Origin of the sequence: Pantoea sp. A4 (assembly GCF_000295955.2) — a bacterium.
GTDB lineage: Bacteria > Pseudomonadota > Gammaproteobacteria > Enterobacterales > Enterobacteriaceae > Pantoea > Pantoea multigeneris.
The window spans coordinates 1-19774 of sequence record NZ_ALXE01000021.1; the positions used below are offsets into that span (position 1 = coordinate 1).

General features: G+C 52.0%; 24 protein-coding genes, 1 tRNA gene and 1 pseudogene. 11 read left to right on the top strand and 15 right to left on the bottom strand.

From position 1 onward, the window contains the following. A partial coding sequence (locus tag B880_RS27065) for an RHS repeat-associated core domain-containing protein (RefSeq protein WP_237760997.1) occupies nt 1-480 on the top strand: 480 nt, incomplete at its 5' end. Nucleotides 481-484: 4 nt separating this feature from the next. Next, nucleotides 485-736, top strand: a complete 252-nt coding sequence (locus B880_RS0107480) for a hypothetical protein (protein ID WP_083482074.1) — start codon at nt 485-487, stop codon at nt 734-736. Between the two features lie 44 nt (nt 737-780). On the opposite strand, the gene B880_RS24855 is transcribed toward B880_RS0107480, so the two are convergent. Both B880_RS24855 and B880_RS0107490 read right to left on the bottom strand, forming a co-directional pair. Then, nucleotides 781-996, bottom strand: a complete 216-nt coding sequence (locus B880_RS24855) for a SymE family type I addiction module toxin (protein ID WP_017346773.1) — start codon at nt 994-996, stop codon at nt 781-783. A gap of 76 nt (nt 997-1072) precedes the next feature. Beyond that, nucleotides 1073-1402 (bottom strand): annotated as a pseudogene (locus tag B880_RS0107490) (helix-turn-helix domain-containing protein); the annotation flags it as partial. Nucleotides 1403-1468: 66 nt separating this feature from the next. On the opposite strand from B880_RS0107490, the gene B880_RS0107500 reads away from it, so the two are divergent. From B880_RS0107500 to B880_RS0107505, 3 genes are all read left to right on the top strand, one after another. Further along, nucleotides 1469-2652, top strand: a protein-coding gene (locus B880_RS0107500) for an IS3 family transposase (RefSeq protein ID WP_157060527.1) whose coding sequence is annotated in 2 segments (ribosomal slippage) — nt 1469-1742 and nt 1742-2652 — 1185 coding nt in all. Because the reading frame shifts where the segments join, the coding sequence is not laid out codon by codon here. A 326-nt stretch (nt 2653-2978) separates the two neighbouring features. Next, on the top strand, nt 2979-3344 hold the full coding sequence (locus B880_RS25985; RefSeq protein WP_443146814.1) for an HNH/endonuclease VII fold putative polymorphic toxin: 366 nt from the start codon (nt 2979-2981) through the stop codon (nt 3342-3344). Then, nucleotides 3325-3735 carry an Imm50 family immunity protein gene (locus B880_RS0107505; RefSeq protein WP_026042481.1) on the top strand — a complete coding sequence of 137 codons (411 nt, stop codon included), beginning with the start codon at nt 3325-3327 and terminating at the stop codon, nt 3733-3735. Before B880_RS25985 ends, B880_RS0107505 begins: the two co-directional genes overlap by 20 nt. Nucleotides 3736-4164: 429 nt before the next feature. Here B880_RS0107505 and B880_RS0107510 read toward each other — a convergent pair whose 3' ends face one another. The 5 genes from B880_RS0107510 to tesA form a co-directional block, all read right to left on the bottom strand. Beyond that, complete coding sequence (locus B880_RS0107510; protein WP_017346778.1) at nt 4165-4626, bottom strand: NfeD family protein; 462 nt, start codon at nt 4624-4626, stop codon at nt 4165-4167. Further along, entirely contained in the window at nt 4626-5540 is a 915-nt protein-coding gene (locus tag B880_RS0107515) for an SPFH domain-containing protein (protein WP_017346779.1), read from the bottom strand. The genes B880_RS0107510 and B880_RS0107515 overlap by 1 nt, the downstream gene beginning before the upstream one ends. A 58-nt stretch (nt 5541-5598) precedes the next feature. Beyond that, nucleotides 5599-6456 carry a co-chaperone YbbN gene (locus tag B880_RS0107520; RefSeq protein WP_017346780.1) on the bottom strand — a complete coding sequence of 286 codons (858 nt, stop codon included), beginning with the start codon at nt 6454-6456 and terminating at the stop codon, nt 5599-5601. Between the two features lie 75 nt (nt 6457-6531). Continuing rightward, entirely contained in the window at nt 6532-7308 is a 777-nt protein-coding gene (locus B880_RS0107525) for an SDR family oxidoreductase (RefSeq protein ID WP_017346781.1), read from the bottom strand. A gap of 107 nt (nt 7309-7415) precedes the next feature. Further along, nucleotides 7416-8048 (bottom strand): multifunctional acyl-CoA thioesterase I/protease I/lysophospholipase L1, encoded by a 633-nt coding sequence (gene tesA / locus B880_RS0107530; protein ID WP_036645646.1) that lies wholly within the window; start codon nt 8046-8048, stop codon nt 7416-7418. On the opposite strand from tesA, the gene ybbA reads away from it, so the two are divergent. Together ybbA and ybbP are read left to right on the top strand one after the other, a co-directional pair. Then, nucleotides 8016-8702, top strand: coding sequence for a putative ABC transporter ATP-binding protein YbbA (gene ybbA, locus B880_RS0107535; RefSeq protein ID WP_017346783.1), 687 nt, complete (start codon nt 8016-8018; stop codon nt 8700-8702). The genes tesA and ybbA overlap by 33 nt on opposite strands. Further along, entirely contained in the window at nt 8699-11116 is a 2418-nt protein-coding gene (gene ybbP, locus B880_RS0107540) for a putative ABC transporter permease subunit YbbP (RefSeq protein ID WP_017346784.1), read from the top strand. Before ybbA ends, ybbP begins: the two co-directional genes overlap by 4 nt. Before the next feature lie 30 nt (nt 11117-11146). Here ybbP and purK read toward each other — a convergent pair whose 3' ends face one another. The 4 genes from purK to ppiB form a co-directional block, all read right to left on the bottom strand. Continuing rightward, a complete protein-coding gene (gene purK / locus B880_RS0107545) occupies nt 11147-12211 on the bottom strand; it encodes a 5-(carboxyamino)imidazole ribonucleotide synthase (protein WP_017346785.1) in 1065 nt (354 codons plus the stop codon). Next, complete coding sequence (purE, locus tag B880_RS0107550; protein WP_017346786.1) at nt 12208-12723, bottom strand: 5-(carboxyamino)imidazole ribonucleotide mutase; 516 nt, start codon at nt 12721-12723, stop codon at nt 12208-12210. Before purE ends, purK begins: the two co-directional genes overlap by 4 nt. Before the next feature lie 130 nt (nt 12724-12853). Beyond that, nucleotides 12854-13570: a UDP-2,3-diacylglucosamine diphosphatase gene (locus B880_RS0107555; protein WP_017346787.1), complete on the bottom strand. Its 717-nt coding sequence runs from the start codon at nt 13568-13570 to the stop codon at nt 12854-12856. Next, nucleotides 13570-14064, bottom strand: coding sequence for a peptidylprolyl isomerase B (ppiB, locus tag B880_RS0107560; RefSeq protein WP_017346788.1), 495 nt, complete (start codon nt 14062-14064; stop codon nt 13570-13572). The genes B880_RS0107555 and ppiB overlap by 1 nt, the downstream gene beginning before the upstream one ends. 218 nt (nt 14065-14282) lie before the next feature. Here ppiB and cysS point away from each other — a divergent pair, with 218 nt between their 5' ends. Next, a complete protein-coding gene (gene cysS / locus B880_RS0107565) occupies nt 14283-15668 on the top strand; it encodes a cysteine--tRNA ligase (RefSeq protein ID WP_017346789.1) in 1386 nt (461 codons plus the stop codon). Nucleotides 15669-15780: 112 nt separating this feature from the next. Here cysS and ybcJ read toward each other — a convergent pair whose 3' ends face one another. Together ybcJ and folD are read right to left on the bottom strand one after the other, a co-directional pair. Beyond that, nucleotides 15781-15993, bottom strand: a complete 213-nt coding sequence (gene ybcJ, locus B880_RS0107570; protein ID WP_017346790.1) for a ribosome-associated protein YbcJ — start codon at nt 15991-15993, stop codon at nt 15781-15783. Continuing rightward, a complete protein-coding gene (folD, locus tag B880_RS0107575; protein ID WP_017346791.1) occupies nt 15993-16859 on the bottom strand; it encodes a bifunctional methylenetetrahydrofolate dehydrogenase/methenyltetrahydrofolate cyclohydrolase FolD in 867 nt (288 codons plus the stop codon). The genes ybcJ and folD overlap by 1 nt, the downstream gene beginning before the upstream one ends. A 182-nt stretch (nt 16860-17041) precedes the next feature. Between folD and B880_RS0107580 the strand changes: the two genes are divergently transcribed. After that, nucleotides 17042-17118: transfer RNA gene (locus tag B880_RS0107580), tRNA-Arg, on the top strand. A 191-nt stretch (nt 17119-17309) separates the two neighbouring features. Here the strand turns inward: B880_RS0107580 and B880_RS0107585 are convergent. Continuing rightward, complete coding sequence (locus B880_RS0107585; protein WP_017346792.1) at nt 17310-17855, bottom strand: hypothetical protein; 546 nt, start codon at nt 17853-17855, stop codon at nt 17310-17312. Nucleotides 17856-18116: 261 nt separating this feature from the next. Here B880_RS0107585 and B880_RS0107590 point away from each other — a divergent pair, with 261 nt between their 5' ends. Together B880_RS0107590 and B880_RS0107595 are read left to right on the top strand one after the other, a co-directional pair. Further along, nucleotides 18117-18539, top strand: coding sequence for a cell envelope integrity TolA C-terminal domain-containing protein (locus tag B880_RS0107590; RefSeq protein WP_017346793.1), 423 nt, complete (start codon nt 18117-18119; stop codon nt 18537-18539). A gap of 159 nt (nt 18540-18698) precedes the next feature. After that, a complete protein-coding gene (locus B880_RS0107595; RefSeq protein ID WP_017346794.1) occupies nt 18699-18884 on the top strand; it encodes a hypothetical protein in 186 nt (61 codons plus the stop codon). Between the two features lie 361 nt (nt 18885-19245). On the opposite strand, the gene B880_RS0107600 is transcribed toward B880_RS0107595, so the two are convergent. Continuing rightward, nucleotides 19246-19707: a hypothetical protein gene (locus tag B880_RS0107600; RefSeq protein ID WP_026042483.1), complete on the bottom strand. Its 462-nt coding sequence runs from the start codon at nt 19705-19707 to the stop codon at nt 19246-19248. Nucleotides 19708-19774 lie beyond the last annotated feature (67 nt).

Here is a 19774-nt window from a genome sequence, read left to right on the forward strand (position 1 = left end):
CACTACAACCTGTTCCGCTACTACGATCCGCAGGTCGGCCGCTTTACGACCCCGGATCCGATAGGGCTAAACGGTGGGTTTAATCTTTACCAGTACGCACCGAACCCGCTGAACTGGATCGACCCGCTGGGCCTTACTAAATGTTCGCCAGGAAAAGATAATAGTGCTCACAATGCAGCGGACTATCAGAAGCTTAAAGATTATTATACTCAGCATGAAAAATATGGTTCTGGCGGTGTAAGAGAATTACAGAATGGTCGTTACCGTTTTTATGACGAAATAAAACCATCTCGAAATCCAGGTGAAATGAAAGGAGCGAGGTTAGTTAGAGAATGGGATCCTTCTACAGGTAATAAACGTACATGGTATGAAACGGTAGACCATACTGGAAATATACGAAGTGTGGCTCCAAAGCCTGTTACTCATGAAAAGAATCATCATATATTTGATATTGATGGTAATTATAAAGGAAGGAGGTAGCGTTTTGAGCATTCAACCTCAACGTATTGATATAATTAATAAAATATTAAATATATTAGCAGGTGATGCAAAAAGAAATGATGTATCTGAATGGGCATTTAATATGTTCGATGATGACTCATTAAGATTAGATGATCCCGTGGTTTTAAAATATCTGAAATTGCTAGGAGCTGTTGATTTACCTTCTACAGATCGGGATTTTTTATATACGGATGATGATCTTCGCCACTGGATAACTGAAATCGAGAATCAGTAATAAAAGCCGGAAGCGATCTTAACGATCCTTCCGGCTTGTTCTCTTTAGCTGCCCGCTGTCAGAATCAGACAGCCCTGTTCAACCTTCACCGTTACCTTCTGACCCACCTCAAACCCCATCTCAGCCAGCCACTTCCCGGCAATGTTCACCTGCGGCGTGCTCCGGTCTCCCCGGTGCGGGCGGTATCCCACAACATACTGTCGTTCTCTTTTTGCCGCTTTATCTGCGGCGGTGCCTGACTTAGAATGCGTTCCAGCCATGATAACTACCTCGCTTAGTTGCTGTGGTGAGCGGTGATAAAGGGTGTCCGCCCTTTATCACCGCGCTAAAACCGGCTCAGCCCAGCACGCGCCTTGCCTGGTGCTTCAGTATCATCGCGTCGAGGATCGACGTGATCGACTTCTGCTCTTCTGCGTCCATCTGCCTGACCGCTTCAAACTTCAGCTTCAGCTCATCCTGCGGCTCCCGCTCGCCTTCCTCAAATATCAGCCAGTCAGCCGTCACGTTGAAGGTCACAGCGATGCGCCTGAGAATGTCTAAAGAGGGCTGCGCTTCGCCTGACTCGTAGCGACGAACCTGCGTCAGATGAATGCCGACTTTGTCAGCCATCTGAGGCTGGGTCAGCCCGTGCTGCCTGCGCAGCTGGAGAAAACGGGTGGAAAAGCTGTAGTGGTCTAATAGATTCGGACACGCTCAGAGGTTATAACTTCAGTAACCAGAGAGGTGACACTTATGAGTGGAAGAACATTTACCCCCGAATTTAAGCGTGAATGCGCTGAACTCGTTCTCGATCATGAATACTCCATCGCACAGGCTTGTAAGGCAACGGATGTTGGACCCACGGTAATGCGACGCTGGGTTAAGCAGCTCCGGCAAGAACGCAATGGCGACTCTACGGCACCAGGCATGATGATTTCGCCTTCTGCGGTTCCGCTGACACCTGACCAGCTCCGGATTCGCCAGCTTGAGGAACGCATTCAGAGACTGGAACGGGACAAAGAAATATTAAAAAAGGCTACGGCTTTGCTGATGTCGGACTCCATAAAACCCTGACATTAATCACCGCATTGAGCGGGCCGTACAAAATAAAAGAGCTCTGCGCGGTGCTGGGAGTGCAACGCAGCCAGTTTTACTACCATAAAAAACAGCAACAGAGAGGTAACGCAGAGCGTGATGCCCTGCGCCAGAGAGCTGCGGAGTTGCATCTGATGAGCCGTGGTTCTGCTGGAGCCCGGACGCTGTCATCCATGTTGAAACAGGAAAGTAAACAGGTTGGCCGCTATAAAGCGGGCAGACTCATGAAGGAAGCCGGGCTTATCAGCCATCAGCCCGGCAAGCATCGCTATCGTGTACGGGATAAAGTCTCACGGATAGCAAACAATGAGCTTAATCGCTGCTTTAATGCAGCAAAGCCAAACCAGGTCTGGTGTGGAGATATTACCTTTATCAAAACAGCACACGGATGGTCTTACCTGGCAGTTGTAATGGATCTGTATGCAAGGAAAGTGGTGGGCTGGTCTTTATCCACCGTTGCAGATAGCAGGCTTGCACAGGATGCGTTGAAAATGGCGTGGGTCAGCCGCGGTTGTCCATCAGATGTTCTTTTCCACTCAGATCAGGGCACGCAATACAGCAGCCTTGTTTATCAACTGGCGTGCCAGCGATATGGAATGAGACAGAGCATGAGCCGGAGAGGAAACTGCCTGGACAATGCAGTAGCAGAGCGGCTGTTTCGAAGCCTGAAGAGTGAATGGCTGCCAGAAAAAGGGTACTGGAACGTTGAAGAAGCCAAAAAAGATATCTCATTTTATCTGAGTGGCTATTACAACAGAGTACGTCCTCATCAATATAACGGCGGCTTGTCGCCCGTTGAAAAAGAAAGGCAAAGTCTAAAAAAACCTCTGACAGTGTCCTAAAAATATTGACCACTACAAAGCAGCTTGCAGCACGACGTAGCCGGGTTGCCGGTAAAGCAGAGGCTGTTAGTATGATACGGTGCAGACAGGGCCAGTCACGGCGAGGCGGTAGCGTGCGGGCCAAAAGTGCGCGTCGGGGCATCGGGGGAAACCCCAGACCACAACCGGCAGATCTGACGTCAGAAAGTCGCGTTACATCAGCAGGTTAAGTTGCCTTAAAAGTATGGCCGCACCGGAATCGTCCCGATGACCCGATTGGGGTGCTGGGTGGGTTTAATCTTTATCAGTATGCGCCGAATCCGAATGGATGGGTTGATCCACTGGGATTGAATAAAACAGAATGTACACCCAACAAGAAAACGACTTATGAAGGTGTTAGCCGCAGAGATGCATTAAGACAGGCTAAACGTGATGCGAGAATACCTAACAATCAGCAGCCCTATGAAGTTAGCCGAGAGAAATTAGGGGATGGGTATGGTGATTTTGTGAGAGATAAGAATGGGGTGCCTGTTGAAACAAGACAGTATCATTTTAAAGACCAAAATAACTCCACAGTGGTTATTCAAGAACACAGTTTAGGCCATGTTAAAGCAACACCTCTTCATAGTGCTGAACCACATTTTAATGTTAGGCCTATTAAGAACCTGAATACGGGAGATGTTCCTGGTACTCATGGGCATTACAACTTTTGAGGGTGGTATGAATATAGTTGAGCTATCAAGAAATAGATTCCTGGACTCTCTTTATCCTAATGGCTTAGGAGATAATTTATTAATCGGCCAGGTTAACTTGGATTTTTCAGATCGAGTCACTTTAAGCATCCATACATATGAACCTCCCAGCAAAAAAGTTGAAAAATGGGGTCGATGGGGGGAGGACTACAATGTAGTGGTTGTTAATTTATTGTTGCAGTTTATTACGGATTGCCAGTTAAACAACTGGCAAAACATAACATCCTCTCAAGTTATTATTGAGACTAGAGATAATGGAGTTTTTTCTCTAACCTCTCAAGGTGAAAACTGGAGTTTAAATATTAACTTTAAGGCCATGACTTTTCAAGGGTGTGATGTATATATTAAATAGTGCGTTATGAATATCCGAAAATAATAAAAATTATGTGTGGGATTGTAATAGATCCCCCTTACTCTTGTGAAATTTAATTTCACCCTTAAAAATCTAACAAAAGGAAACTAATTTATCAGACCCCAAGCAATGGATAACAATAAAATACCTGCATATTAAATAATAAAAATCGAGGGGTGATTAAAGAATCTTGGTTTATTTTAATATTTTAAGCCTGTGCGTAAATTAACTAGTGTATCCATAACTGTCTGTTTATGAAGATAAATGTAAGTATTCAGTGCCAATGTCTCGTTACATCAGCGATCAAAATAATGCACCCGTGCGAAATATTCACAGTAATGTAATCCCTTGCATCAGAACCCAGCGCTGATAAAAATTTTTACGGGATAAAACACCGGATGTTTTATTCACCACCCGGCATTTGCATTTTTATTGAGCTGGCGTTACTGGAATGATGCGCAGCGTGATGCCATCAATCCCGGTTACCATGACCTCTGTTCCGGCGGGTAGGGAAGAGGTGGCCTGAACGCGCCAGCTGCTGTCGCCGATGCGCACATGGCCAATCCCATTCACCAGCGCCGTCTCCAGCGTCAAACGAAAGCCAATCAGCTGATGGCCGCGTTGGTTCAGAGAGGAAACCACAGGTTGACTCTTCTGATCACGTTGCATCCAGCGATACCACAGATACAGGCTGAGTAGCATTAACACCGCAAATAAGCTGCCCTGTACCGCCCAGCCGAGGGGAAACACCCACTCCACTAAACCCACCAGAACGGCGGCAACACCACTCCATAACAGATAACCACTGGTGCCAAGCATTTCGGCGGCCAGAAGCAGGCCGCCTAACGTCAGCCAAAACCAGTGTGGATGAGCGATGAGATCGAGCAGCATCAGGACTTATTCTCGCGGCGAGATTCACCCAAGAGTTCGCTAATGCCCGCAATCGACCCGAGCAGGCTGCTGGCCTCAAGGGGCAGCATCACCACCTTACTGTTACTGGATTCGCCAATTTTTTGCAGCGCTTCGGTGTAGCGTTGGGCGACAAAATAATTCACCGCCTGGATATTACCGGCGGCGATGGCGTCTGAAACCATTTGGGTTGCACGGGCTTCGGCCTCAGCCTGACGTTCACGCGCTTCGGACTCGAGGAATGCAGAAGTCCGTTCACCTTCTGCTTTCAGGATCTGCGACTGTTTTTCCCCTTCAGCGCGAAGAATTGCAGCCTGACGCACGCCCTCGGCGGTGAGGATGTCCGCACGCTTAGTTCGCTCAGCTTTCATCTGGGCATTCATTGCTGCGATCAGTTCCTGCGGCGGGCGCACGTCACGAATCTCAATGCGGGTAATTTTAACGCCCCACGGATTGGTCGCTTCATCGACGATGTGCAGCAAACGCGTATTGATGTTATCGCGCTGCGACAGCATCTCATCCAACTCCATGCCGCCTAACACGGTACGGATATTGGTCATGGTCAGGTTGAGAATAGAAAGTTCAAGGTTGCTGACTTCATACGCGGCACGTGCAGAATCTATCACCTGAATAAAACAGACGGCATCAATGGTGACGTTAGCATTGTCTTTGGAAATCACTTCTTGAGAAGGGACGTCGAGCACCTGCTCCATCATATTGATTTTTCGACCAATACGGTCCATGAAAGGCACTACGAGGCTTAAACCGGGTTCTAAGGTGCGGGTGTAGCGGCCAAATCTTTCTACTGTCCACTGAAACCCCTGGGGAACGATCTTAACGCCTGACCAGATGATCACCAACGCGACCACGATAAGAACGGGAATTACCGTAAGCATACAACCTCCTGACTGTCGGAATAGCGGGCCGAGTCTGTTCGGCCCGAGGATCGAGCACTCAGTAGAGCAGGGAATAGAGCTGACGACGATAACGTGACGCCAGCGCATCACCTGTACCGAGCGCGGCTAAAATTTCCTGCAACATCTTACGCGCCTGACCATCTGCTGCATTAAGGTCGGTCTTGATGAAACTGAATAATAATTCCAGTGCCTCTTCGTTACGGCCAACCTGATGAAGCTGTAAAGCAAGTTTAGCAGCCAGTTCTGCATTTTCCGGTTCGCTTTGCAGCTGGGTCTGCAACTGCTGGATTTCTGGCGTATCTGCGGCCTGCTTGAGCAGATCAATTTGCGAATGCAGGCTCTGAAAGCGGGTGTCCTTATCCTGCAATGGCACGACATCCAGCACCGCTTCGGCTTCATCACTGCGGTTCAGCGTGATCAACACTTCTGCCAGCAGGAAACCAATTTCAGTGGCTTGTTGACTCAACTGCCAGGCATCTTTCAGTAATGGCAGAGCATCCAGCGGTTTGCCCTCATCCAGCAGCGCCATTGCCTGCTGCACCTTCAGTTCTTCTTCACGCGGCAGGACTTTTTGCAGCAGAGCGCGAATCGCTTCCTCTGGCTGCGGCCCCTGGAAGCCATCAACTGGCTGGCCATCTTGCAACAGATAAACGGTAGGAATAGCGCGCAGGCCAAACTGCGATGCCACCATAGGTTCTTTATCGCAGTCCACCTCGGCCAGAATGAACTGCCCGGCGTACTCCTGCGCCAGGCGCTCCAGAATCGGAGTCAGCTCCAGGCAGTGTTGACTGCGTTCGGACCAGAAATAGAACAGCACCGGCACCTGCATCGACTGTTCGATGGTTTGGCGCAGGTTAGCTTCGGTAACGACGATGATGGGCGCTTGAGGTGACATAGTGAATCCCTTAATAAAAAGTCTTAAGAGGATATGGGGCTGGTGGCCCCAACTTCAAGCACCATTTGCAGGTTGTCAGGCACGTCCGCGCAAAATGCGATCCAGTATCCAACCTGGCAGCAAGCGTTTGAGAACCGTCATTATCTGCGCGACCAGCGTCACCGGATAGCGCAAACGTGGATTTTTACTCTCCAGCGCATGATGAAGTTTAGGTAGGATGGCTTCCGGTGGCAGGGTGAACCGATCGGCGCTTGCGGGATTCAGCACGGGATTGGTGCTGTCACCTTGCCTGACGTTCTCAGTAAAACGGCTACTGATCGGGCCGGGTTCGATCAGGCTGACGCGTATGCCTTGGGTATGTAGCTCCATCCGCAGCGCATCACTCCAGGCTTCCAGTGCGAACTTACTGGCGGCATAGGCACCACGTCCCGGCATGGAGATCAGCCCAAGCACAGAGCTGGTGTTGATAATTCGGCCATCGCCGCTGGCTTTCAGTGCCGGTAACAAACGCAGGGTAAGTTGGTGCACGGCAAACAAGTTGGTGGAAAATTGCTGTTCTAACTGCTGGCGCGTAAGCGTATGCAGTGGCCCATAAATCGCGAAACCGGCGTTGTTGAACAAGGCATCGAGGCGATGTTGAGTCAGTGCTAAGACCTCATCGGCTGCGCGGTCAACACTGGCTGCATCATCAAGATCGAGCTGTAGCCCTGTCAGGCCGAGGCTGTTCATCTGCGCGACGTCAGCGGGCTGACGACAGGCGGCAATCACATGATAACCGCGTGAGTGCAGATCTTTCGCCGCTGCAAGGCCAATGCCGCTAGAGCAGCCGGTTATTAAAATGGTTTTTTGCATAATGCATCTCAGGCTAAGTGGCAAACTGAAGGTGCAGGAATAGGGACATGACAGCGGAAATGTAAAACAGCTAAAAACATCACTGCTGCTTTACATTTCTTTACCCCTTAACCCTGAGTGGTGTGTTTTACCAGGGGAGCCAACGTTTTCGCCATCAGATCGGCGATAAACGGCTGCGCATCGGGATTGGGGTGGATACCATCTTGTTGCATCCACTCAGGTTTAAGGTAGACCTGCTCCATGAAAAAGGGTACTAAAGGCACGTGATACTGCTGCGCCAGCGCCGGATAAATCGCGCTAAAGGATTCGGTATAACGACGTCCATAGTTAGCCGGTAACCGGATTTGCATCAGTAACGGTTGTGCGTTGGCCGCTTTCACCTCGTCAATCACTTTGCCCAGTACCTGGCTGACATTGGCGGGAGGAAAACCACGCAGGCCATCGTTACCGCCCAGTTCGATTAACACCCACTGCGGCTGATGCTGCTTTAATAGGGCAGGCAGGCGAGCCAGGCCTTGTTCGGCGGTGTCACCGCTGATACTGGCATTAATCACTTTGGTTTGCGGCTGCCACTGCTGCGCCAGCAGATTCGGCCATGCGGCACTGCCCGCCATGCGGTATCCGGCACTCAGGCTATCGCCCAGAATTAACAGGGTATCGGCGCTGGCAAAGCGTGATACCAGCAACAGCAAAAACAGGAAGGGATAATGCCAGCGGAAAACATTGTTGCGGTTCATCATCTTACTAAGTCCGTCGGTCAGGGAGAGCATCAGCTAACCATCCTCACCGGAGTTGAGCTGGTTGTCAAACCGGCGGAAACCATCGCCCTGATTGGGGAGTCGGGTTCTGGGAAGTCCACGCTATTAGGGATTTTGGCCGGCCTGGATGATGGTACTGAGGGGGAAGTTCACCTGTTCGGCCAGCCACTGCACCAGATGAACGAGGAGCAGCGGGCAGCGCTCCGGGCGCAACAGGTGGGATTTGTCTTCCAGTCTTTCATGTTGGTGCCTACGCTCAGCGCGCTGGAGAATGTTCAGTTACCAGCACTGTTACGCGGTGAGAACGATCGCCAAAGTCGCGAGCAGGCACGTGCGTTGCTTGAGCAACTTGGACTGGGTAAACGGCTCAATCACCTCCCGGCTCAGCTTTCGGGCGGGGAACAGCAACGTGTTGCGCTGGCGCGCGCGTTTAGTGGCCGACCTGGCCTGCTGTTTGCGGATGAGCCAACCGGCAATCTGGATCGTAAAACCGGGGAGCGCATTGTTGATCTGCTGTTTTCACTCAATCGTGATTTTTCCACCACGCTGATTCTGGTCACCCATGATGAACAGTTGGCTGCCCGTTGCGATCGCCAGTTGAGGCTGGTCGATGGCAAATTGCAGGAGGTGCAATGATCTGGCGCTGGTTCTGGCGCGAGTGGCGCTCGCCCTCGCTGTTGATTGTCTGGCTGGCGCTGACGCTGGCTGTGGCTTGCGTTTTAGCGCTGGGGTCGATCAGCGATCGCATGGAAAAAGGCCTGACCCAGCAAAGCCGTGATTTTATGGCAGGCGATCGTACGCTGCACAGTAGCGCCTTGATTCCCCAGTCGTGGCTTGATCAAGCCCAGCAGGATGGGCTCTCAGTCAGCCGCCAGCTGATCTTCATGACCATGACCTTTGCAGTAGATAAACCGCAGTTGGCCTCGGTAAAAGCGGTAGACAATCGCTACCCCATGTTTGGCACCTTGCTAACCAATCCTCCGGACCTTAAGCCCGCGCCCGGGACTGCTCTTGCAGCGCCTCGCCTGATGGCGCTGCTAAACCTGAAAGTGGGCGATAAGCTGGATGTGGGAGATACCACGCTGACCATTGCCGGTGAGTTGATTCAGGAACCGGATGGCGGGTTTAATCCGTTCCAGATGGCACCGCGACTGATGATTAATCTGGCGGATGTCGATAAAACCGGCGCGATTCAACCCGGTAGCCGCTACACCTGGCACTATAAATTTTCCGGCAATCCCGATCAGCTTGCCGCTTATGACAGCTGGATCAAACCGCAGCTAAAACCGGATCAGCGCTGGATCAGCGTTGAAAACTCGGAAGATGCGCTGGGCCGTTCCATGCAGCGAGCACAGCAATTCCTGCTGCTTTCCGCCTTACTGACGCTGATGCTGGCCATTGCGGCAGTCACGGTCGCCATGAATCACTATTGCAGCAGCCGCTATGACCTGATCGCGATCCTGAAAACCCTGGGGGCTTCTCGTCAGTCGCTACAAAAACTGATTATCGGCCAGTGGCTGGCGGTGCTGGTGTTGGCCGCAATATGCGGCAGTGTAATAGGCCAGGGCGTAGAAGCAGCACTGCTGGTGATGCTCAAACCGGTCTTACCGGCGGCTTTGCCTGCGGCTAGCGGCTGGCCGTGGCTGTGGGCCTGTGGTTCGCTGTTTACTATCTCGTTACTGGTGGGTATTCGCCCCTATCGCCTGTTACTGGCGACTCAGCCACTGCGCGTATTACGGCGTGATGCCGTTGCCAGTCTGTGGCCGCTGAAATTTTATCTCCCCCTGATGGTGCTGGTGGTGATCGGTTTACTGGCGCTGCTGGTGGGCAACAGTAAGTTACTCTGGTCGCTGCTGGCGGGCGTTGTGCTGCTGGCCGGTCTGTTATCTCTGCTGGGGTGGGGGACTTTGCTGCTGTTACGTCGCCTGGTGGTGCGCAGTCTGGCGTTGCGATTAGCCATTAATCGCCTGTTACGGCAACCGGCGCAAACCCTGAGCCAACTGGCGGCATTTTCATTCTCCTTTATGCTGTTGGCACTATTGCTGGTGATGCGGGGCGATCTGCTGGATCGCTGGCAGCAGCAACTGCCGCCAGACAGTCCCAACTATTTCCTGTTGAACATTACCCAGGATCAGGTGCCGCAGGTGCGGGATTTCCTGCAACAGCATCAGATCCAACCGGACACGTTCTATCCTGTTGTACGCGTGCGTTTGACTCAACTTAATGGCGAAGATGCCGATCCGAAAAAAGATCCGTCACTGAACCGTGAGCTGAATCTGACGGCGTTAGCCGAGAGGCCAGAGCATAATCCGATCGTGGCAGGAAGTTGGCCGCCAAAAGCGGGTGAAGTCTCCATGGAAGCTGATTTAGCCGATCGCCTCGGTGTGAAACTGGGCGATACCTTGACCTTTACCGGCGATACCCAACAGTTCAGTGCGCGTATCAGTAGTCTGCGGAAAGTTGACTGGGAGAGCTTACGGCCTAACTTCTTCTTTATTTTCCCGCCGGGCGCACTGGATGCGCAGCCGCAAACCTGGTTGACCAGTTTCCGTCTCGATAGCAATCCGGAACTGCTGGCACAGTTGAATCGTCAGTTCCCGACGCTGAGCCTGCTGGATATTGGCAGTATTCTCGGCCAAATCAGCCAGGTGCTCAGCCAGGTGAGCCGTGCACTGGAAGTGATGGTCATACTGGTGACGTTATGTGGTTTGCTGCTGCTGTTGGCACAGATTCAGGTTGGCATGCGCCAGCGGCGTCAGGAACTGGTGGTCTATCGTACCCTTGGCGCTGGCAAGCGCCTGCTGCGAACCACGCTGTGGTGTGAGTTTGCACTGTTGGGCGTGGTAGCGGGTATTGCGGCGGCACTGGGCGCAGAAGCAGCGCTGTGGGCATTGCAGCGTAAGGTGTTTGATTTCCCGTGGCAGCCAGACTGGACGCTGTGGCTGGCGCTCCCGCTGTGTGGTGCGCTGTTGCTCTCATTGTGCGGTGGCTGGCTGGGCGTACGTTTGCTCAACGGTAAAGCACTGTTCCGCCGTTTCGAATCGGCATAAAAAAAGCCGGTCAGTGACCGGCTTTGCTGATTACAGCTTTTCTACTGCCCAGGCGATGCCGCTGGCATACTCCTGCGGCAGTTGTGGCACCAGAGCATTCAGTGCAGTGGCTAAACGCGGGTGATCGCTGTCGCTGAGGTTGAGATGTCCGACTTTACGGCCAGGACGTACTTCTTTCTCATACCAATGCAGATGCACCAGGGGCTGCGCCAGCCAGTCATAATTCACGTCGGTGCCAATCAGGTTAACCATCACTGAAGTGGCTGCAACCACGGGCTGCGGCAGCGCCAGGCCGAGTACCGCACGCAAATGCAGCTCAAACTGGCTGACAGAAGCACCATTTTGCGTCCAGTGGCCGCTGTTGTGCACGCGAGGCGCTAACTCATTGATCAGCAAACCTTCAGGCGTAATAAAGCATTCCATCGCCATCACACCAACATAGTTCAGTTCATGCATAATCGCGCTGAGCATGCTTTCAGCCTGCGCCTGCTGCGCGGCATCGGCTTGCGCGAAGGCTACGCTGGTGCGCAGAATGCCTTCCTGATGGAGGTTATGAGTTAACGGATAGAACACCGTGCTGCCATCATGTCCACGCGCACCAACCAGCGAAACTTCACCAAGGAAGTTAATGCCCTGCTCAACAATACATTCGCCATAGCATTCATCTGGCAGCGTGTCAGTTTCATTGGCACGCAGGCGCCACTGACCGCGACCATCGTAGCCACCGGTGCGACGTTTAACGATCGCCAGTTCGCCAAGGGTGCTGAACACCTGCGGCCATTCCGCTTTGTCTGCCAGTAACTGCCACGGCGCTGTTGCCAGATTGAGCTGGTCGAGCAGCTGTTTCTGCGTCAAACGGTCAGCCAGACGCGGGAAAATGTCGCGGTTCACAAAGGCAGGATGGCTAGCCAACTCGCGCGTGAGGGCGGTTTCAGGCCAGCGTTCGACCTCGGCGGTGATCACACTCTGTGCAATCGGCAGTGACTCGGGCTCCGCATCAATTCCCACCGGATACACCTGAATACCCAGTGGCTCAGCGGCCTGACGCAGCATGCGTCCTAGCTGGCCGTTGCCCAGTACGCAAACCGGCTTCATGCTTCCTCCCGTGGGTCCGGGTTATTCAGCACGTCATCGGTCTGGGCCTGACGCCAGTTCGCCAGACGCGTATTCAGCGCTGCGTCGTGAATCGCCAGGATCTGTGCAGCCAGCAGGCCAGCATTGGCGGCACCGGCTTTGCCGATCGCCAGCGTACCCACCGGAATCCCGCGTGGCATCTGTACAATGGAGTAGAGGCTGTCAACGCCGCTCAGGGCTGCGCTCTGTACCGGAACACCCAGTACTGGCACCAGCGTTTTGGCTGCCAGCATGCCTGGCAGATGAGCGGCACCACCGGCACCCGCAATGATCACCTGGTAGCCATTATCGGCGGCGGTTTCAGCAAAGCTGAACAGCTTATCTGGCGTACGGTGAGCAGAAACCACTTCAACATTGAAGGGGACGTCCAGCGTGGTGAGGATTTCCGCAGCGAACTGCATCGTGGCCCAGTCACTTTTGGAACCCATGACAATAGCGATACGGGCCGTGGTGGCGGCAGCATTGGATGACATGCGGTCAACTCCTGTGAATATTCATACGTACCTGGCCGGTCGGTCAGGTGAAGAAGGGCACAGAGAATAGCATGAGAAGTGCGGAAGGAAAACGGTTGCGTCAGAGGAAAACCGGCACAAGGGCCGGTTTTCAGAACGGAAAGCGGATCAATTGAATACCGTTGGCATCGAGTTGGATCATCGATCCTTCTTCGTGCCACGCACCCAGTACGGCACGCTGTGCGGGCTGGGTCTGCAAGGCAAACTGATGAATCGCCGGTCGATGCGTATGGCCGTGGATCAGCGTTTTCACCTGCTGGCGTAGCATGGTGCTCTCCACCGCCTGCAAATTCACATCCATAATGCTGATGGATTTGTGCTGATTAGCCTGCTTGCTACCTGCACGCATTTTACCGGCAATACGCTGACGTAAGCGTAAGGGTAGCGCGAGAAACAGCCGTTGTAGCCAGCGTTTATGCACCTTAGCGCGAAAATTCTGGTAGCCAGTATCATCAGTACATAAGGTATCACCGTGCATAATCAGTACCCGGTGACCATAGCACTCCAGCACCTGCTCCTCTGGCAACAGGGTCATGCCGCTGGCGCGCGCAAAACGCTGCCCAAGCAGGAAATCACGATTGCCATGAATAAAGAAGGTCGGGATGGGCAGTGCGCGCAGTGCCTGAGCGATTTGTTGATGCAACGGATTAGGATCGTCATCGCCGATCCAGGCTTCGAACAGATCGCCGAGAATGTAAAGCGCATCGCAGTGTGGCGCTTCTCGCTGCAAAAAATGCAGAAAACCGGCGGTAATCGCCGGTTCTTCCTGACACAGATGCAGATCTGCGATAAACAGGGTGCGAGACATTACTCGCTAACGGTGACTTTCTGGATCACTACGTCATCAACTGGCACGTCCTGGTGCATGCCGCTGCGGCCGGTTTTTACCGCTTTGATTTTGTCTACAACGTCCATACCTTCAACCACTTCGGCGAACACGCAGTAGCCCCAGCCCTGCAGGTCAGCAGAACGGTAGTTCAGGAAGTCGTTGTCGGCTACGTTGATGAAGAACTGAGCGGTAGCAGAGTGAGGAGCCTGGGTACGCGCCATTGCCAGCGTGCCTTTGGTATTTTTCAGGCCGTTGTTCGCTTCGTTCTTGATCTCGCCTTTGGTTTCTTTCTGATCCATGCCTGGCTCGAAGCCGCCGCCCTGAATCATAAAGCCGTTGATCACACGGTGGAAAATGGTGTTGTCGTAGAAACCTTCACGGCAGTAATCCAGGAAGTTTTTCACGGTTGCTGGTGCTTTGTCGTCGAAAGTTTTGATGACGATGTCGCCATGATTGGTCTGGAAGGTAACCATTATTCTCATCCTGTAAAGGGTAGTCAGTGTACGCACCACGTCCCGGTGCGGGGCGCGGGCTTATAGTCGACGGTTTTTATAACACAAATTGACATGATGAGTCAGCCTGACTGCATAAGAAGCTGCACTTTGCATCGCACCAGGTGAAAAAATACGGCACAATATCCGGATAACATGAAAAAGTGTCATCCGCACACGTCTCAATACGGAACTGTTAAATGCTAAAGATTTATAACACCCTGAGTCGACAGAAAGAGGAATTTAAACCGATCCATGCCGGCGAAATCGGTATGTATGTGTGTGGTATTACGGTTTACGACCTCTGTCATATCGGCCATGGCCGTACCTTTGTGGCATTTGACGTGGTTTCTCGCTATCTGCGCTATGTGGGCTACAAGCTCAACTATGTGCGTAATATCACTGATATCGATGATAAAATCATTAAACGTGCGCAGGAAAATGGCGAAACCATTGAAACCCTGACCAACCGCATGATTGCAGAAATGCACAAAGATTTTGCCGCGCTCGGCATTCTGCCACCGAATCAGGAACCTCGTGCTACGCGCCACATCGGCGAAATCATCGACCTGGTTGAGCGTCTGATCGCGCGCGGCCATGCCTATGTGGCAGACAATGGCGATGTGATGTTTGATGTGCTGAGCGATGTCGATTACGGCAAGCTGTCACGCCAGGACCTGGAGCAGCTGCAAGCGGGTGCTCGCGTCGAAGTGGCAGAAGTTAAACGTAACCCGATGGATTTCGTGCTGTGGAAGATGTCCAAGGCCGATGAGCCATTCTGGCCTTCTCCGTGGGGCAATGGTCGTCCGGGCTGGCACATTGAGTGTTCTGCTATGAACTGCAAGCAGCTCGGCGCGCACTTCGATATTCACGGTGGCGGTTCAGATCTGATGTTCCCGCACCATGAAAACGAAATCGCGCAGTCAACCTGTGCGCACGATGGCCCTTACGTCAACTACTGGATGCACTCCGGGATGGTGATGGTGGACCGCGAGAAGATGTCTAAATCGCTGGGTAACTTCTTCACCGTGCGTGACGTGTTGCAGCACTATGATGCAGAAACCGTGCGTTACTTCCTGATGTCTGGCCACTACCGTAGCCAGCTCAACTACGGCACCGAGAACCTGAATCAGGCGCGTGCTGGCCTCGAGCGTCTCTATACCGCTTTGCGCCACACCGATACCAGCGTGGCAGCGCAGGGCGGCGAAGAGTTTGACGCCCGTTTCCGTGCCGCGATGGATGATGACTTCAACACGCCAGAAGCCTACTCCGTGCTGTTCGATATGGCGCGCGAAGTGAACCGCCTGAAAGGCGAAGATGCTACCGCCGCGAACGCACTGGCAGCCAAACTGCGTGAAATCGCTAATGTGTTGGGCATCCTGCAACAAGATCCAGAGCTGTTCCTGCAAAGCGGTGCGCAGAGCAATGACGATGAAGTGGCCGAAATTGAGGCGCTGATCGTGATGCGTAACGATGCACGTAAAGCCAAAGACTGGGCGCAGGCCGATGTAGCACGCGATAAGCTGAACGCATTAGGCATTGTGCTGGAAGATGGGCCGCAGGGCACCACCTGGCGACGTAAATAAGCAAGAGGGCGAGCAATCGCCCTTTTTTATGGACGCTTGCGCTAACAGCTAAGCGTGCAGGACAGAAAAAAGGCGCTCAGTATGGGCGCCTTTGTTGTTTTAACCTGACGGCTTACGCGACGACAGTGATGCTCTGCCCGGCGAACGAGACCGTCTGGCCTGGGAAGATTTTGCAGCGCTTACGCGTTTCAACCGCGCCATCAACGCTGACTTGACCTTCGTCGATCACGATTTTTGCCTGTGCACCACTTTCTACCCAGCCTTCCAGCTTCAGCAGGTCACACAGATCAACGTGGGCGTGTTTGCCCAGAGAGAAAGTTGCCATTATGCCTGTGCTCCATCGTGGTACTCTTCGCACGCCTGTAGCGTGTTCTGAATCAGGGTAGCAACGGTCATTGGACCTACGCCGCCCGGTACTGGGGTGATAAAGGAAGCACGCTCCGCAGCGGCTTCGTACTCTACATCGCCAACAACTTTGCCGCTTTCCAGACGGTTAATACCCACATCGATCACGATGGCACCAGATTTAATCCAGTCACCTGGAATGAAGCCCGGTTTGCCCACGGCAACCACCAGCAGGTCGGCGTGTTCGACGTGATGACGCAGGTTTTTGGTGAAGCGGTGAGTCACGGTGGTGGTGCAGCCTGCCAGCAGCAGTTCCATGCTCATCGGACGGCCTACGATGTTTGAAGCGCCAATGACTACCGCATTCAGACCGTAGGTGTCGATGTTATAACGCTCCAGCAGCGTAATGATGCCGCGTGGGGTGCAAGGGCGCAGCAGTGGCGCACGCTGGCACAGACGACCTACGTTGTAAGGATGGAAGCCATCAACGTCTTTGTCCGGCACGATGCGTTCCAGCACTTTGACGTTATCGATACCGGCAGGCAGCGGTAGCTGCACCAGGATGCCATCAATTGCGCTATCGTTATTGAGCTGGTCAATCAGTTCTAACAGTTCTGCTTCGCTGGTGGTAGCGGGCAGGTCGTAAGAGCGGGAAACGAATCCAACTTCTTCGCAGGCGCGACGTTTGCTCGCCACATAGATCTGCGATGCCGGGTTTTCACCCACCAACACCACTGCCAGACCAGGTGCGCGTTTACCGTCCGCTATGCGTTGCTGAACTTTTTCAGCAACCTCAGAGCGCACCTGCTGCGCAATCGTTTTACCGTCAATAATCTTTGCTACCATCAGAGAGGAAATCCACTGTGTTATGTTGAATCGGGGGAATGGCGCATATTGTGTCAGAAGAGTCGCGTGCTGTCAGGTGTTGCATTGCCACGACTGCACGATTCTTCTGCAACTGATTGCCTGGACGCGTAAAATCGTTGACTCAGCAAGTGCCCACCGTATAATCCACCCAGCTTCCCCAAGCGCCCTTAGCTCAGCTGGATAGAGCACCGGCCTTCTAAGCCGTAGGTCACAGGTTCGAATCCTGTAGGGCGCGCCATTTTCACTTCTCCTGTAGTTTACTCAAGTACAAAAATTCCCTTTTAAACCAGCTCACAAGCGAAATATCGTGATCGTGATGTCTACTAAGTTCTATTGAAAGCTAAATCTATGTGGGGATAGGTTCCTGTTAGACGAACTCCTGATGATCGCTTTTCCTGCTGTTTCAAATGAACAACAATGCCCATAGCGTTAGTTTGCTGCGCTGAAAGGGATCGGGTATTTCAGATCGATTTGTGGCGCATCGCTTAGAAACCTGCCAGATTTTGCCATCAGGTATGCTGCCATTTCCTCTGGCGTTAAATCGACATGAAACATGTCCTCGTCCTGGAACCATGCATCAGGCCAGTAGATGAGATCAGACGGGTTGGCATCAAAGTTTTTCTCCAGCAATCCCAGCGCGTAGCTTTGTTCCGATCCCTTGCCTTCAGCATTGCACACGAAATTGATTATCTGAATTAGCTCAAGCCAGGTTAAATCGTTAATGTATTTTTCCTGATTAAATGCCATCCAGGTAAAGTTCTTTGCACTCGTCCAAGAGGAAAAGTCCCGGAAATCAGAAAATGTTTGTGGGTTGATAACCTGGCCGTTCCAGTCGGCGATCATCGCTTTTAGCCCTTCATCATCTTCGTTAGTGCCTGTATCAATTTGCGACAGTATTTCTTCGGTAGTGTCAGCTAACACCTTAAGTCTTTGGCGACTGATTTTGGCTAGTTGAAAGCGCTCAGGCAATGGCATTCGGTCTTCCTTGTTAAATTGTGGAGCAGTAGTGATGCGGCGACAGATAATCTGCGTCAAGGGGGGCCTCATGTAACTTATGAAGACATTACTAACATCGCGGTGTATTAATCAACGGGGAGCAGGTCAGATGAGGTTAATTTTGCTGTTCACCGCAGGACGTTTTTAAGACGGAGCCAGATGATGAAGAGATGGACTGTAAGGTTTCCTCAATGCTTATAAGGTGTTATAAATCGATAAATTAACTGCATGGATGCCATAATGAAAAAAACACTTACTTTTATATGCCTTATTCTATTGGCGGGATGTCAGACACATACAAAACAAACGCCTGGCAAAGCATTGAGTTTCCCAACCGCTTTGGAAATAAAAAACCAATGCGAATCGGAAACACCGCAGCAGGTTGGGAGCCGGGAACTCCATGTATGGATGTGCCAGTCTGTTACTGCAATAGAGTCTCGTTTTTTTGATGCAGATAAATACCAAGGCAAGACCTGCGATATAGTGATTACACAGCCGTTAGGTATGCAACCAACGAACGTTAATGCGGAAGGGGGCGATCCCGCTCTGTGTACAGTAGCTCTGGAAGCCACTGAACAAGCCATCAATTCAGGTACTTTCCCCATGCGCCCGGCAACCCTGAAAGACAAATTTATTCTGCATTTCGCGCCTGAAGGAGGCTGACCGCCGCCGGGCGGTTTTATCCTGGAGTTCATGTGGCATCATTACTGGCGTGCTCCGACGCCAACACCCACCGGCATTGACCAATCTTTGCAAATATTAGCAAGCTATTAATTACCATCGGTGTTAGGGTGGGGGTTCACTCTCAACCGGATGTCCATTATGGAAACTGGTTTTTACTGGGTGGGGGACGGTGTGACAGCGCCGTATGTGTGGTTCTGGCAGTTGGGATATGGTTTCCACCGGCCTTCTGGAACACTCCCCATCACGATGCCGAATTTCAAAGCCGCTGGCTTATCTGTGCTTAGCGATAAACTTACTCTAACGGATATCAAGAAAGGCTTTTAAAGGGCAGGGGTGTCTTTTAGGGCTGATGACATAGCCATAGAGAAAAATGTTTTTCTATGGCTACCTGTTTGAAATATAAAGGTTATACAGACTTACTGTTTAGTTTAAGCGGTAGCTGCTAACCCTAAACATTCTCCTCTGAACGTCTGCTACCAGAAAAGTACTTGTGCGAATTCCAGTTAATGGCGCAGCAAAATACCATTCCAACCAGAAACGGTACTGTCGAACCCGAGAAGAAGAAGCTGGCTATCCAATAGCCCAACGATAGGCTGGCATAGATTGAGGCCAGGCGCAGCCATTGCGTGAAAACGTTTGATTTATCCATAAATTAATTCGCTATTCCTTTAACGTGTTAACACAGTCAACCCCGCCGTAGTCGCTCCAGTACTGCCTCAAACCCTTGATTAACAATCATCTCAGCGGCTTCGCTGCGGGTGATTTCACTCAACAGGCTGATCTGGTCAATCTTGCGCAGTACTGACATGCGTAACGAGAGCGAAACCGCTTTTTTCTTCTCTTTGTCGAGAAACACACGGCTTTGGGTGTCTGCGGTTTGCAGTTCAGCATTGAATTTTAGCGCTTCATTCATATAGCGCAGGCTTTTTTTATCCAACTTGCCGCTATCGACCAGTACATAGCTCTGGTTGCCACGGCTGTACTTGATCTCGGCGGACCAGGATTCGCGTAGCTCTTTCAGCACGCGGGTCAGGGTCGGTTCGGAACAATCCAGCTCGGCTAACAGCTGGCTGGCCGCGACGGGCTTACGGTTGCTGAGTAGCGATGCGAGCATATATACACGTGTTTGTCGGGTACTGAGTTGCATTGTCGATCAAGGCCTGCGTTGTGAGTTAAAGGTCAGCCACGCAATCCTTGCTAGTGACTTCACGACA